Origin of the sequence: Pseudoalteromonas sp. SCSIO 43088 (genome assembly GCF_023650795.1) — a bacterium.
In the GTDB taxonomy this organism is placed as follows: domain Bacteria; phylum Pseudomonadota; class Gammaproteobacteria; order Enterobacterales; family Alteromonadaceae; genus Pseudoalteromonas; species Pseudoalteromonas shioyasakiensis.
In genome coordinates this window covers 663,467-678,646 of sequence record NZ_CP072676.1, presented here as the reverse complement: position 1 = coordinate 678,646, position 15,180 = coordinate 663,467, and the positions used below count along the sequence as shown (strand labels likewise).

Genomic DNA, 15,180 nt, shown 5'->3' with positions numbered 1-15,180 from the left:
TATGTCATCCAATTATTGTCGTTAGAAGTAATACGGCAAAAAGTTGATGTTAGATCACATTAATCAGTAAATTCGTTGTTGATTAGAGTATGGAGGAAACTTAGCAAGTTTTCAAAGTTAGATTTATAAGCAAGTTGTTGTTTTTTAACTAACGATATAGGCAAAATTTCAAGCCAGCGGGCAACAACCCAAGTAAGGTTATCGAATTGTGGGGCTTTGTATAGGCCTGCTAAATCCGGCTGATTTGCAAATACAGCACGAAGTGTGTCACTCAATAAAGTGTTTTCGTCATTAATTGGCGTGCTTACGTACCATGAAGGTGACGTAATTATTTCGATGTCAGCATGTCGAAGTTGCTGCTTATCCTGAAAAGCGTTATGCATAGACACTGCATGCTCAGCATAAACATCAATTAATAATTGACCATTATCATCTTGATTGAAGTCGGTTATTTGCACTAAACAACCAATTTCGGGCAAGTTAAGATCTGTATCGTGTTGGTAAGTGCACAGCACAAAACCAGTGTTATCTTGTACAGCTTCTTTGACCATCGTTAAGTAACGCTGCTCAAAAATTCTTAGCTTGGTGAACCCTTCAGGTAAAATAAAAACCGGTAAAGGAAAAATCGCACGCTTCATAAAGTCTACTATTCTAAAACCACATGCCTTTAATTACGTGCGCTTTTAATCCGCCGATCAATATTTCATGAAATCTTAATATCTACTTTGTACCTTAGAAGTTGAACCATTGTGCAACGTTACGAAATAATTCGATAGATGCATATGCACTGAGTAAACTCAAAACCGGTGCAACCATAAGTAAAAATAAGCTGATTTCACTACTCATTGTCTTGTTTCCTTACTGCTTGTTTGTTGCTTTAGGAGCTTGAGCAACTTTTAACTCTTCTTCTTTCGAAGCAATTGCATCTTCACTCATGTAAGTATCTAGTAACTTTTGAGCATCAAACTCAATGCTGTTCATTACGCTTTCCTTCAGCTCGTTACTCGCTTGTTGAACATAGCTTTTAACAGATTGTGTAATTGTGTTGCTGATATCTAATTCAAAGTCAGTAGCACTTGCTTGAGTTGACCCTAATACAAGTAACACAGCAGTAGTTAATTTAAGTGAGTTATTCATAGTGGTATTCCTTGTCTCTTTAAGTAATTAGTCGTAATTACTTAATCAAAGGTTGTGCCACCCTGAAAATAAATTTTAAATTATTGATTTTTAATATTTTAATTATTTATTGGTTTTTTAACCTTATTCAGAGTTGGTTAATAAAACCAATGGATTTAAATGTTTTGACCAACATTTAGTGAAAAAATAAGCATTGCCAATTTCAGCGCACACTTGTACACTGAAACTGTTTTATTCACTCATTTTTAGTAGATAGATATGACAGAGCAACTCCCTTATTCACGCCAAGAAGAACAACTTAACGTGCTTACTCACGGCATGGGAGTCCTGTTTGCGGTATATGTACTGTGGGACTTAGTTTCACAATCTAAAGCTGTGTCAGCTACGGTAAGTGCCATCGTATATGGCTCAAGCCTACTGGTATTATTTTTAGCCTCGACCTTATATCACGCCAGTACCAGAGAGCGTATACGAGCCATTTATAAAAAATGTGACCACTGTGCGATTTACTTGCTTATTGCAGGTACCTACACGCCTTATTTGGTCATTTCGTTATCTGGGGCTTGGGCAATTGCTGCTTTAGTGTTTATTTGGTCTTTAGCGCTTGGTGGTGTTGCATATAAATTACTGGTCAAAAACACGAATAAAAAAGTCTCGCTCGCTACCTATTTATTAATGGGCTGGTTTGCATTAGCACTTGTTTATCCACTTTATTTGAACCTTGATTTAAGCGCTTTATGGTGGCTGCTAGCTGGCGGGATTGCCTACAGTTTAGGCACTGTATTTTATAGCGCTAAAACCCGCCATTACAGCCATGCAATTTGGCATGTATTTGTGCTAGTTGGCTGTGTTTGTCACTACTTATCAATTAGTTTGTATGTTTATTAGTCCCATTGATGCAGGCGCATATTAATTTTAGCCTTATTAAAAGTAACACCTTCACTGAGTAGTTTTTGTCGTTGCTCAAGGTGTTTATTGCTGCCTTCTGGAAACGATATTTTACCTTGGCTATTAACCACCCGATGCCATGGAATGCTTGAGCCCTCGGGCATCACTTTTAATAACCGCCCCACTAACCTTGAGTTATTAGGGTATCCCGCAAGCTTTGCTACTTGCCCATAACTGGCAACTTTCCCCTCAGGAATGGCGCAAATAATGGTATAAATTAAATCTTCTTTAGTTGCCTGCTGCACGACTCGACTCCAAATACTGTTTACTGACCTCGCTAAAATCTTGCCAAATAGCTCTTGCAACAGGGCCATGATGAACTGAGTGCTGTCTAAATACACGAATTTCTGCGCCAAACTGGTGTTCACGATCGATAATTTTAATTTGTTGTAATAAACCAGCATCGATTTCCGCTTGGCAATGTTGCAAACTGATCATTGCCCAGCCCGCACCAGAGAGCAAAAACGACTTAACACTGGTTATATCGTCAATTTTCATTAACGCAGAGCCTAGCGTATAAGAAAGCCTATCACTGTCAAAACTCAAGTCACTTTCAAACATGGCTAAACACGGGTAATTTTGAATATCTGCAAAACTGATTTCACTTGGCACTACATCAGGCGCGCTAACTATACCTATATCAAATTTACCAATCGGTAAACTTTCGAGATCCCCTGTTGCATGAAACAAATCAAACCAAGGGCCAATTCCTAAATCAGCCTGATGACTATTAACCTGCTCTAGAGATACAAAGCGCTTACCTGAAGAAATACTAAACTCAGTACTAGCAAAACGTTTGAAGGTTTGGCTGATCACTTGGTTATAACTATTTTGATGGCAAAGTTGCTCGTAACAAATTTTATAATTGGCTTCATTACCTAGTGCCAGCTCTTTAGCAAGTGAGCTTAACTCACTGTTTGCATTAAGTAATTGCTTGGCCTCACGATAAAAAATACGGCCCTTCTCAGTTAAATGTAACCTGTATTGGCTTCGGTCTAGTAACTCAAACCCTAGCTCTGATTCTAGCTTCTTAATAGCTAACGTGAGCGCTGGTTGAGTCTTATGCAATTTAAGTGCAGCTTGGCTCAAACTAGTGCTTTGCACAATAGCATCTAGAATGATTAATTGATTTAAATTCATTAATGGCAAACTATATAAATAAAATTTATGCTGTTTCTAAAATTTAATAATTTTTATTTTATATCTTTGCAGCGTATCCTGCAGCAAATTTATGCTTTCTTATCTATGGAGAAGACAATGAGATTGGCAACCGCCGCGTTAATGAGCAGCATGTTTTTGCTTCTTGTGGCATGTTCAGAGCAAGCACAGCAAGATGAAGCAGAGCCGGTAGTACGTCCTGTTAAACTTTTTAATATTGGTAATAATTCAGAGCAAAGCATTCGCAGCTTTCCTGCTGAAGTGGTTGCTAACCAAGGTTCCTATCTCGCTTTTAGAGTAAATGGTGAGTTACTTGAGTTCCCTGCTCTTGCGGGCCAACACGTTGAAAAAGGAGAGCTTTTAGCAAAACTGGATCCTGAAGATTTTCAATTGCAGTACGAAGAACGCAAAGCACGTTTTGAACTTGCAGCGTCTCAACTTGAGCGTGTGCAAAAGCTTTTTAACCGCTCTATTGCCAGTCAATCTGAGTTAGACCAAGCCCTTGCCAATAAACAGGTTGCTGAGTCAGCGCTTAAAATTGCCAAAACCAACCTCGATAATAGCGAATTACGCGCGCCATTCGCAGGTACTGTAGCAAAGGTATTTGTGAAAAACTTTGAAAATATTCAAGCAAAACAAAATATCCTTCGCCTTGAAACCCGCGACTTAATGGACGTGGTTATTCAAGTACCCGAAAAACTCATTGCACGCATCGATAAAGACGTTCACTACCAACCTGATGTTGTATTTGATGGTTACCCAAACAAGTCATATCAATTAACAGTTAAAGAGTTTGATACCCAAGCCGACCCAATTACTTTAACGTATAAAGTTGTGTTTTCTTTACCTGTGCCAGAAGATTTTAATCTACTTGCCGGTATGACTGGCCGCGTTGATATAGATTTAAGCAAAATCACCAGCTCACAGTCACCATATACACTACTGCCAGTTGAGGCGGTATTCTCTGAGCCTACTGAGTCTGAAAACGATAACAGCTATGTGTGGCTTTATGACGAAAACACCGGTTTAGTGCACAAGCAAGCTGTTGAAGTTGGCCAGTTACATCGTGATGGCATTGAAGTACTTTCAGGTATTAAAGAAGGCCAAATCGTTGTGGCTGCTGGCGTGCACTTTTTAGAAGAAGGCATGAAAGTGCGTCCATGGCAAAAAGAGCGAGGCTTATAATGAGCTTTGCTGCACTCGCTATTGAAAGAAAAGTCATTAGCTGGATGTTCGCGCTGTTTCTACTGATTGGGGGAACGGTCGCTTACTTTGGCTTAGGACAACTAGAAGATCCTGAATTCACCCTAAAAAAAGCCATGGTGATCACCCTTTATCCGGGCGCGTCACCACAGCAGGTTGAAGAAGAAGTCACCTTCCCTATTGAAAATGCAATTCAACAGCTACCGTATGTTGATTACGTAACCAGTATTTCATCACCGGGTAAATCGCAAATTACCGTCGAGATGAAAAGCAATTACCGTAAACAAGACTTACGTCAAATATGGGACGAACTGCGTCGCAAAATTAACGATCAAGCATCGTCGATGCCCTCTGGTGTTTATCCAAGCAAGATTATGGATGACTTTGGCGATGTATACGGGGTGATGTATGCAGTCACTGGCGATGGTTATTCTTACGATGAGCTTAAAGATTACGTTGATTACTTAAAACGTGAGCTTGTTTTGGTTGATGGCGTTAGTAAAGTAACTGTGGGTGGTGAGCAACAAGCACAAGTAATGGTTGAGATTTCAACCCGCAAACTTGCCCAATTAGGTATTTCGCCTAATCGTATTTACCAGCTTTTACAAACTCAAAATAGCGTGTCGAACGCAGGTAAAGTACGCGTTGGCGATGAATCAATTCGCTTACACCCAACCGGTGAATTTAAAGACGTAAAAGAGCTCGAAAACCTATTAATTTCTAAGCCAGGTGAAAATGAGCTTATTTACTTAGGTGATGTTGCTACCGTTTTTCGTGAGTACGCCGAAGTCCCTAACAATATTATTCGCTATAACCAACAGCAAGCATTACTGGTAGGCGTGTCATTTAGCACCGGCGTTAACGTTGTTGATGTAGGCGCAAATATTGATGCCCATTTAGCGTCACTAGAATATCAACGACCACATGGTATGGAAATAAACAGCGTTTATAACCAACCTGCTGAAGTAGAAAAGTCAGTAAGTGGCTTTATTATCAGCCTACTTGAAGCCGTTGCCATTGTTATTATTGTGCTTTTAGTCTTTATGGGCTTTAAGAGCGGCGTATTGATTGGTGTAATACTCCTACTGACCGTATTAGGTACCTTCATTTTCATGAAGTTATTTGCCATTGATTTACAGCGAATTTCGCTTGGTGCTTTAATCATTGCCTTAGGGATGCTGGTAGATAATGCCATTGTGGTTACCGAAGGTATATTAATTAACCTCAAGCGCGGACAAACAAAACTGCAAGCGGCGACTAATATTGTTAATCAAACCAAGTGGCCATTACTGGGGGCTACGGTTATTGCTATTACTGCCTTTGCGCCGATTGGCTTGAGTTCAGATGCCAGTGGTGAGTTTGCTGGCAGCTTGTTCTGGGTGTTGTTTATTTCATTGTTACTAAGCTGGATCACAGCTATTACTTTAACGCCTTTCTTCGCTGATTTAATGTTTAAGCAAGCCACTGAAAAACAGCCGCATCACGATGAAGACCCTTATCAAGGTGTTATTTTTAATGTTTATAAAGGCGTGTTACATACAGCAATGCGGTACCGTAAAACCACGCTACTGCTGATGGTGATCCTGCTTGTTAGCTCAGTTTATGGCTTTAAATTTATCAAGCAGTCGTTCTTTCCTGCATCGAATACTCCTATGTTTTATGTTGATTATTGGCATACGCAAGGCGCTGATATTCATACCACTATGGATGGTGTTGCAAAGCTCGAAAAATTCTTACAAGCCGACCCATTAGTTGAAGAAATAACCACAACGGTTGGTCAAGGTGCACCGCGTTTCATGCTGACTTACGCACCTGAAAAATCATACCCAGCTTATGGGCAATTGATTATTCGAGTAAAAGACCGCGAAGCTGTTACAACCATGATCAAAAAAGTACGCGATTACCAACACGAACATGTACTTGATGCTCAGCTTAAAGTTAAACGTATGGAAATTGGCCCATCAACAGATGCAAAAATTGAAGCGCGTTTTTCTGGTGCAGATCCTGTTGTACTTCGCCAGTTAGCAAAAGAGGCGAAAGATATTCTGCATCAAGATGCGGGAGCATTTAATATTCGTGACGATTGGCGTGCTCGCTCAAAGTTAATTCGTCCGCAATTTAACGAGCAAAAAGCCCGTCGTTTAGGGATTGCTAAATCTGACCTTGATCAGCTGCTGTTAACTAGCTTATCGGGTAAACAAGTGGGCGTTTATAAAGACGGCACACAAATGCTGCCAATTATTGCTCGATCGCCTGCTGAAGAGCGCTTAAACGTTGAAAGCCTGCGAGACTTACAAATTTACAGCCCAGTGTTAGGTGTGTTTGTACCGGTGACACAAGTGGTTGATGACTTTGTTGTTGAGTGGGAAGACAGCTTGATCATGCGACGTGATCGTAAGCGTACCATCACTGTAATGGCCGACCACGATGTCATTGGCGATGAAACTCCAGCGAAGCTCTTTGCACGTGTTCGCAAAGACATTGAAGCTATTGAACTACCTCGTGGCTATGAGTTGCAATGGGGCGGCGAATATGAATCGTCAACAGATGCGCAAAAAGCTATTTTCGGTTCATTACCTCTTGGTTACTTAGCCATGTTCGCTATAACTGTATTGCTGTTCAATTCAGTTAAAAAGCCTTTAGTGATTTGGGCAACAGTGCCACTAGCCATTGTGGGTGTATCAGCTGGTTTATTACTAATGAATGCAGCATTTAGCTTTATGGCCCTGCTTGGCTTACTGAGCTTAAGCGGTATGCTCATTAAAAACGGCATTGTATTAGTTGATCAAATTAATCTTGAACTCGATAGTGGTAAAGACCCTTACAAAGCAGTATTCGACTCAGGTGTAAGCCGTGTTCGCCCTGTAGCGATGGCTGCAATTACCACCATTTTAGGCATGATCCCACTGCTATTTGACGTGTTCTTCCAGTCAATGGCGGTAACCATTATGTTTGGTCTTGGTTTTGCGACAGTGCTGACACTAATTGTTGTGCCTGTGCTCTATACCATGCTGTTTAAAATCAAAGTACCTAAACAGCGTCACGCTAATTAATACAGATTGACTCTCAACCAAAAGCCCTATCAGCAAACTGTTAGGGCTTTTTCTTTATTACCTATTATTTTAAAAGGTAATAAAATCCTCCACAGCCAGCAAATAAAAATAAGCAACACCAAAAATAAAAACGCACTGGTTCTTGGTGCTTATGGATGGTGCTAATGCTCCCTGTATAACTTCGGCTACCTACACGAATTTTATTCGTTAGTAATCCCAACACCCCATAACCAACAAACAATAGGGATGCGATAAAGATAAATACATTTTGAAAGCTAGCCATTGATAACCCTGTTTATTAGTCGTGCAAAATTGGTCAGCTATCAATTATTAACTTATTTATAATTCTCGGTAAAGTCGAATGCCGATAGCTCGCCTGTGTCTAGCATAATTTTTTGTTATTTAAGGTGGGTGATGAGATGGACGCTCCCCTAAACGGCGTCAATGCGCCAAACTGGTTAACTCACACTCAGTTAAAAGGGAACGTCCGTCATGAAAATTAGCACATTATCAATTGATTTGGCAAAAAATGTATTCCAAGTCGCTGGCTTTAATTCTAACTATAAAAGAGAATGCAATAAACGTTTAAACAGAGCTAAACTCAACGCCTTCATGGCGAATACCCCTCCGTGCCGCGTGGTGATGGAAGCCTGTTATTCTTCCCACTACTGGGGAAGAGTATTTTCGTCTTACGGTCATACCGTTGACCTTATCCCTGCACAACACGTTACCCCCTTTGTTCGCGGTAATAAAAACGACAGTAACGATGCCCTTGCTATCTATGAAGCAAGCTTACGCCCTCATATTAAATTCGTTCCTATTAAAACCGAAGCTCAGCAAGAAATACTCATGCTCCATAAGATACGTGAGCGACTTCTGCAAAACAGGATTGCTGCAACCAACCAGTTACGCGGTTTATTGGTCGATTTTGGGTATGTATTTCCTGTCGGTATGAAGGCATTAGAGCAAGGGATAATTGCCTTAGAAAGTGATTCTGAGCTTCGCCCTCAGCTGCGCATAATGGTGAGTGATATTTACACTGAGTACAAAACCCTTGTTAAACGCATTAAAGCCATTGAAGCGATGCTTACTGCACACGTTGAACGGGATACAAACGCTAAAATACTTCACTCTATTCCTGGCGTGGGTGTACTCAATGCCTCGGCCTATGCAGCGTCAATCGGGAACGGTCAGGCATTTAAAAATGCAAAAGAGCTGGGCGTCTGGCTAGGATTAACTCCAAAACAATACGCGTCAGGCGATAAAAGTAAAATGTCTGGTATTACTAAGCGAGGTAACAGTTACCTGCGAAAACAACTTATTCACGGTGCTCGCGCCCTTATCGCCAGAAGCCACCATAAAACAGATGCGCTAAGCCAGTGGATAAACCAGTTGCGCGAGAAAAAACACTTTAATTGTGTGGTGGTCGCCACCGCACACAGATTGGCTCGACTGATGTGGATATTGCTGACCAAGCAAACTCTCTACTCTCCTCAGTATGTGCAGAATACACAAAAGGATGCTTAATTATGCGTATTTTACACACCAATCACACCCGAGTTTACGACTTAAGACAGCCTGGTTATGACATAGGTTTTAAAACCTGAGTGGGTGTTTGGGCACTTAAGTCGTAACATACGCTTATCCTGTATGTACTTCACTTATAATGAAACAAAAAGCGCACGCTAACCAAGGTTAACCAGATAAAGACACGAGATTAAATCTCGTTTGGGTGAATATTTTTTAGGTCCCTTGGTACGAAGCTCATTAGGAGCATGGCGCATGATAACCATGACACCATAGCTCGAATATATGTCAGTACCTTTGCTTTTCAGCAAGCTTGTGACGCATCATTACTGTGATATGAGATACATGATAATAAAATAAAGGCATCAATTTTGATGTTTATACATTAGCTCGTCTTGACTTCAAGGGAGCGTCCATATATGTCTAGTTACTTTTAATGTTATTTAAGGTGGGTGTCTAGTTACTTTTAAAGTGGATGTCCATTTAAAGTGGATGTCCATTTAAAGTGGGTGTCCATTTATGTTGGTCTAGTTATGATTGTGAATAAAGTGGGTGTCTATTTAACTTAATAGCACTGATTGTACTGCAAATGTCAGCAAGAGCTCATCAGTTCTACTGAGGTTAACTGTGCTTGATAGCTTTTTAAAAGGTAACAAATGGGAAATGGAAAGATACGCTTCTACTTATTTTTTATTCTCATACTCATCAAATAAATAGTAATTACGAAGATAAAAAAAGAGAAAACTCCAAGGTAAAACATTTCTTCACTCTGCATGAAAGCATTCATCGAAAAGACGCCAAAAATGACGGTAGAAATATAAAATAGCCAAGTCGCAAGCCCACTTATTTTCCTCGCAAATAACTTAAAATATATAAATCCCAAAAATGAGATTACAAGAAAAGTAAATAACATTTATTTTTTCACCTGATTCAAACCATCAAAACCTTTTAAAAAATGCTATGCAGATAAAACCAGTACAGCCTATCCAAATATCAACACTAACTACCTAGAATAGCACCAGCTTTATTAAATAAGTCAACCTATCAGTGAGAGTACCTTAGCAAGTATGCTCTTAGCTGCCAAAAGGTTTGTTTAAAGTGGGTGTCTGTTTAATGATTAACATTAATATGGATGTCCATTTATGGTGGACTTTTTGTTATCTAAAGTGGGTGTCTATTTAATGATTATTTGTGAAGGGCAACAATCACCCGATTTTGAACTCGGGTGTGATTCTGTTTCAAGCCCCACTGTTGAATCTCATTACGACTTTCCACAAAACAGTCAAATTGCTCTGTATTTTAGACCTAACTTAATTGTGAATGGATTCAAATTGGTTGAAGCAAGCGTTAAAAACAATAAAGTAGCACTATTACTATTTGAAGATGACAATACAAAAGAGCTGTTCTTTGTAAGAAAACATCAACTTATCGATATTATCGCGAAAAAACTCACTAAAAAAGAATTTCAACAGAAAAGAGACCGTCTTGAAGCTGATGCCATTGCCCCTAATAAAGGCTAAGGTTGCACTATACATCATTAAAGAACCCTGAAGATTACGAGTAAATACTAGTCAGGGTTCTATACTCTGAAGCTTACTTTTTCAGACTTAATGTGCCTGTGCGTTTAGTACTGCTACGCTTAGTTTGATTTGGTTTTGATGAGTGTGGATTGCCAGCTTTTGATCTTGATTGACCTTGCTTGGCATCATTGCGTGCTTTTTTCACGTATTTAGAAAAGTCGCGCTTTTTTTCTTCTTCATTACGTGGCTTTTGCTTAGCACGAGCTTGCGTTGGCTGTTTGTTTTCATCAATCGAACGCTCTTCGGTTTTACCTGAGTCAGCAATTGAGTTATTGATCTCAGCCATTTCTTGTTCGGTTAAGTGACGCCACTGCCCTACTTTTAAACCCTTTAGGGTCACGTTCATAATTCTCGTGCGCTTTAGAGTCACCACTTCATAACCTAAATATTCACACATACGACGTATTTGGCGGTTTAAGCCTTGTGTTAGCACTATAGTAAATTGCTGTGGGCCAGTTTGTTTAACCTTACACTTTTTAGTAACGGTATCGAGGATAGGAATACCGTTTGCCATCTTATTCACGAACTGGCGATTAAGTGGTTTATCAACGGTCACTACGTATTCTTTTTCATGATTATTACCAGCGCGAAGAATTTTATTAACGATGTCGCCTTCGTTAGTTAAGAAAATTAAGCCTTCTGAAGGTCTATCCAAGCGTCCGATTGGGAAAATACGCTCTGGGTAATTAACGGCTTTAACAATATTGCTTTGAATTTTTCGCTCTGTTGTACAAGTAATGCCAACAGGTTTGTTATAGGCAATATAAACCAGCTTAGGCTTTGCTTTTAAAGGTTTGCCATCAATAAGTACATCATCGGCGTCACTAACTTTTACGCCCATTTCAGGCAAGTTGCCGTTAACAGTAACACGACCTTCTTCAATATATTTATCTGCCTCACGGCGTGAACAAAAACCTGTTTCACTGATAAATTTATTTAATCGCTTTAACTCTGTCATGGCACACTTCTGTCTGGATTTTAAAGCCGCTAGTTTATACCAGAAGCCTTTACCAAGCTAGGTAGAATCTAGGCTCTTTGACTACACTTTTAGTGTTGCGCTGCGTTTTTGGGCTTTTCGCTCAATAAACTATGTAGCGTATCAAAATCGAAGGCGTACTCAGTGCTTTTGCTGTTTTGCAGTAAGAAGGTTTCAAAAGGGATAACCGACCAATCTTTGATGTTTCTTAGCCAGCTGTAACTTTGAATATTGTGCTTTGTGATCACCCCAAGCTGAAACTTAATCTCATCGTGATTTTGCCAATAAGGGTTGCCATTATGATGATCGACCACGCTAATTAAAGCCCATGCTCCCATCATAAAATGCCCGCCAACACTGGCTGTGAGTTTTTGTTGTTCTATTAAGTCTAAATTATCATCAAGCCAATCAATGCCACCAATGAAATAGGTTTTATCTTTTTTACCTTTTACTGCTTCTAGGGCACCTTGCGCCATTAAATCAGAGGCGCACCAAATCACATTCGTATCTGGGTATCGTTGTAATAATCGGCTCACTTTATTCTCGGCTTCTTGCTTATTCCAACTGGCATACACAACTTGCTCAAGCTCAACATCTTGTTTTCGTAAATAATGGACAAGGCCGTCACTACGGGTGTCAGACTCTGTGCCATAATGACCATTAATCGCAACAAAGTGAGGCGTTTGTTTTGTATTAATCGCCTCATCAAGTAAGGCTTTGCCAAGTTGCTCACCCGCTTTGAAGTTATCGTGAAATACTTCACCTAACCAATACTTAAAGCGCTGACGGGGTTTACCCACTTCGTCACGCTCTACGCCAACAATCGTTTCTTCAAGGGTGATAAAATTCACTTTATGTTGCTCAAGCAAGCTCATTGACTGCTCTGCACCACCTGGGTAATTGATTAAAATTGCGTAATCAGGTTTGGGCTTATATTGCAGGTATTGTTTGAGTTCGGCTAATTGAATGTGGCGATTTCCACCGCCATAAATTGTTGTGAGAGAAACATTATTTTGCTTGGCAGCAACCTGCATCACATTAGTCACTTTTTGCCAAAACAAATCAGTTTTAACTGAGGGGTTAACTAACAGCACAGAGAATTGCTCGCCAGCATAAAGTGGTGAACAGCAAAGGAATGTAAAAACCAACAAGCAAACTCGCATTACCACTCCGCTTTGTTTTTCTTTGATTGTAGTATACGAGGAATTATCTAGACAATTTCCGCCAAATTAATTCACACGGACCATGTGTAAAGTACTGACTATACACTTTACAAAAAAACAATTGAAAAACAAGCACAATAGCAATAACCAACCAATAATCTATGCGATCAAAATTAAGTGCTGCAGTAGGGTATGCGACTTTAAAAAACAGGATAAAAATTACTGTTTGCATTAGATACAGCGTTAATGACATGCGACCAGCTTGCTGTAGCAGCAACCAGTTACTGGGGGAGTTTTTAACTATTTTCACAATGATGTGGCAATAACAAATGGCCATAGCTAAAGCAGCAAGCCAATTAATCGGTTCAGCAATCGCGTACATGAATACACTTTGGTCAGGCTCTATCATCAACCTTAGAGCCGTTAAACTTATCGCTGCAGCAGTAATCAACTTAAGCTGAGAGTGTGTTAAACCTTGAACAAATACCCCTTGTTTATATAAATAAACGCCCACCAGCATTAACCCTGCAGCCATCCACATTGTGATGAGTGGCACAGCAATAAGCATTATTATAAAAATCAAAAAGTTACTCACGAATCCTGCAAAATATGAAGAATAAGCCGCGTCATATGCCATTAAAAAACTCTCAGAGCTTCTCGTTACAGGGTTAAACTCAGGCTCTACAAAGGCAAGTAAAAATGAAATAAAGGCACCGAGAACTAAGAACAACATGCCCATTCGCAGTATTTTTTCGTCATCTTGCTGGCTAAATTTAAGCGTTAACCAGCCTGCACAAGAATAAATAAACAAAATATCGCCAGCCCACAATAAAAAACCATGGGCAAGGCCTATAAAAGCCAAAACTTTTAGTCGCTTATGTTGCTTCTCGACGCTTTGCCAAAGCTGCCATTGAATAACTAAAGACGCACCAAATAACAAGCAAAAAAGGCTCCTAAAGCGTCCATCAATAAAAGCAGTATTAAAAATGTATATTAGTGAATCTGAAAATGGTGGCGTAGCACTTGGGGTATAATCGTACTCGAACACAGCAAAAGTGTAGATGTTCATAAACATCAAGCCGAGTACTGCAATACCCCGTAAAACATCCATATTTATATTGCGCATAAATCCCTTATAGGTTCTGTCTGCAGCTATCGCTCCAATTTACCGCATTTTCGTATATCTTGGGAAGGTCAGCACTTTCAATACTTAAATAGGCAACAGCCTGTTCAAGTGCCCACCAACTGCCAGTTTCGTAAGCTTTGACGGTTTCTAGTATGTAATAGAGGATATTTTTTTCTTGCATGAGAGCAGCATGAATTTCGTCAGGAAACGGCAATCGATCCAATAGCTTTTCCATTGGCTGATCTAATATGGCATCGAGCAACGAAAACAGTCCCGTTAAAAATGCCTCACCTGTTTGTTGCTTAGCAACACGCTGCGCTATTAATTCGCAAAAGCGCGCTCTAACAACACAAAGCCGAGTAAGCTCGGCTGGTTTTGACTGGGCACTGTGGGCAGTAATAATTAGGCTAACAAACTTTTTCAGTCGTTCATGGCCTAAATATACAAGCGCTTGTTTTAGAGAGCCAATTTTGCTTTTAATAGGAAACACGCCGCTATTAATTAAGCGCAGCAATTTATAAGCAAGTGCGGTATCTAACGAGAACAAGCCCGCAATTTCACTTATATTTGGATCTGGGCGCATGACTTCAGCATAAATTGATAATACCAGCGCGTAGTTGTAATCAATATCGCGATGCTGAATCATTTTGGGTTTAGCAAAGAAATAACCTTGAAAGAAATCAAAGCCCATTTTATAGGCTTTGTCGTAATCATCGGCTGTTTCAAGCTTTTCTGCCAAAAGCTTTATTTTTTTATGTTTTTTAAGCTTATTTACAACAGGGGCAATTTCTTCAAAGGGTGTTTGCTGAACATCAAACTTGATAAGACGAATAAGTTTTAAAAAGCGATCCCACTCAGGTTGGTAAACAAAATCATCCAGTGCCAACTTGTAGTTGTTGTGAAAAAGCTCGCGACAATATTCGTAATTTTCGTCGGTAGGTTCCATAGTTTCGAGTAACTCAATCACCACATCTTGAGTTGGCAAAAACGCACAAAGGTCCAGCTTCAAAGACTCTGGACCTATATTAATTAATGCTTTTTTGCCCGACGTAATATGCCGAGTACCTAAATTGAGCTGGTTTTCCATAATCAGCCGAGCCGTTGCCGTACTCTCTGACACATCAGGAAAACTATTTTTTAAACTATCTCTAAATAGTAGCTCATAGGCGACAACTTGTTGACGACGATTAAAGACCGCTTGCCTAGCAACAAATACAGCCACTTTACCTACTTTTTATATTTTATCTCACACTAAGTAATTAATAGCTGAAATTGACAAAAAAGTCACTTAATTACCATGAATCACGCA

13 protein-coding genes are annotated in these 15,180 nt (G+C 39.8%); 5 read left to right on the top strand and 8 right to left on the bottom strand.

Annotated features, from left to right (window positions below; translation table 11 throughout):
- Window positions 1-59 precede the first annotated feature (59 nt).
- Complete coding sequence (locus J8Z28_RS20760; RefSeq protein WP_130167624.1) at window positions 60-638, bottom strand: LON peptidase substrate-binding domain-containing protein; 579 nt, start codon at window positions 636-638, stop codon at window positions 60-62.
- Window positions 639-858: 220 nt separating this feature from the next.
- Window positions 859-1,137: a hypothetical protein gene (locus J8Z28_RS20755; protein ID WP_250660534.1), complete on the bottom strand. Its 279-nt coding sequence runs from the start codon at window positions 1,135-1,137 to the stop codon at window positions 859-861.
- A gap of 258 nt (window positions 1,138-1,395) precedes the next feature.
- On the opposite strand from J8Z28_RS20755, the gene trhA reads away from it, so the two are divergent.
- Complete coding sequence (gene trhA, locus J8Z28_RS20750) at window positions 1,396-2,025, top strand: PAQR family membrane homeostasis protein TrhA (RefSeq protein WP_062565680.1); 630 nt, start codon at window positions 1,396-1,398, stop codon at window positions 2,023-2,025.
- Here the strand turns inward: trhA and J8Z28_RS20745 are convergent.
- Window positions 2,022-2,330 carry an MGMT family protein gene (locus tag J8Z28_RS20745; protein ID WP_054562368.1) on the bottom strand — a complete coding sequence of 103 codons (309 nt, stop codon included), beginning with the start codon at window positions 2,328-2,330 and terminating at the stop codon, window positions 2,022-2,024. The genes trhA and J8Z28_RS20745 overlap by 4 nt on opposite strands.
- A complete protein-coding gene (locus tag J8Z28_RS20740; RefSeq protein ID WP_054562369.1) occupies window positions 2,314-3,225 on the bottom strand; it encodes a LysR family transcriptional regulator in 912 nt (303 codons plus the stop codon). Before J8Z28_RS20740 ends, J8Z28_RS20745 begins: the two co-directional genes overlap by 17 nt.
- Window positions 3,226-3,342: 117 nt before the next feature.
- On the opposite strand from J8Z28_RS20740, the gene J8Z28_RS20735 reads away from it, so the two are divergent.
- From J8Z28_RS20735 to J8Z28_RS20720, 4 genes are all read left to right on the top strand, one after another.
- Window positions 3,343-4,428, top strand: coding sequence for an efflux RND transporter periplasmic adaptor subunit (locus J8Z28_RS20735; protein WP_250660533.1), 1,086 nt, complete (start codon window positions 3,343-3,345; stop codon window positions 4,426-4,428).
- Window positions 4,428-7,499: an efflux RND transporter permease subunit gene (locus J8Z28_RS20730; RefSeq protein WP_062565683.1), complete on the top strand. Its 3,072-nt coding sequence runs from the start codon at window positions 4,428-4,430 to the stop codon at window positions 7,497-7,499. The genes J8Z28_RS20735 and J8Z28_RS20730 overlap by 1 nt, the downstream gene beginning before the upstream one ends.
- Before the next feature lie 492 nt (window positions 7,500-7,991).
- Window positions 7,992-9,026: an IS110 family RNA-guided transposase gene (locus tag J8Z28_RS20725; RefSeq protein ID WP_008113199.1), complete on the top strand. Its 1,035-nt coding sequence runs from the start codon at window positions 7,992-7,994 to the stop codon at window positions 9,024-9,026.
- A gap of 1,142 nt (window positions 9,027-10,168) precedes the next feature.
- Window positions 10,169-10,546: a hypothetical protein gene (locus J8Z28_RS20720; protein ID WP_250660532.1), complete on the top strand. Its 378-nt coding sequence runs from the start codon at window positions 10,169-10,171 to the stop codon at window positions 10,544-10,546.
- A 73-nt stretch (window positions 10,547-10,619) separates the two neighbouring features.
- Here the strand turns inward: J8Z28_RS20720 and rluF are convergent, their stop codons facing one another.
- From rluF to J8Z28_RS20700, 4 genes are all read right to left on the bottom strand, one after another.
- Entirely contained in the window at window positions 10,620-11,564 is a 945-nt protein-coding gene (gene rluF, locus J8Z28_RS20715; protein WP_054551977.1) for a 23S rRNA pseudouridine(2604) synthase RluF, read from the bottom strand.
- An 89-nt stretch (window positions 11,565-11,653) separates the two neighbouring features.
- Window positions 11,654-12,745, bottom strand: coding sequence for an ABC transporter substrate-binding protein (locus J8Z28_RS20710; protein WP_250660531.1), 1,092 nt, complete (start codon window positions 12,743-12,745; stop codon window positions 11,654-11,656).
- Between the two features lie 43 nt (window positions 12,746-12,788).
- Complete coding sequence (locus J8Z28_RS20705; RefSeq protein WP_250660530.1) at window positions 12,789-13,871, bottom strand: DUF418 domain-containing protein; 1,083 nt, start codon at window positions 13,869-13,871, stop codon at window positions 12,789-12,791.
- A 7-nt stretch (window positions 13,872-13,878) separates the two neighbouring features.
- The gene (locus tag J8Z28_RS20700) at window positions 13,879-15,093 is read right to left on the bottom strand and encodes an EAL and HDOD domain-containing protein (RefSeq protein WP_054562379.1); all 1,215 of its coding nucleotides are present in this window, start codon (window positions 15,091-15,093) and stop codon (window positions 13,879-13,881) included.
- Window positions 15,094-15,180 lie beyond the last annotated feature (87 nt).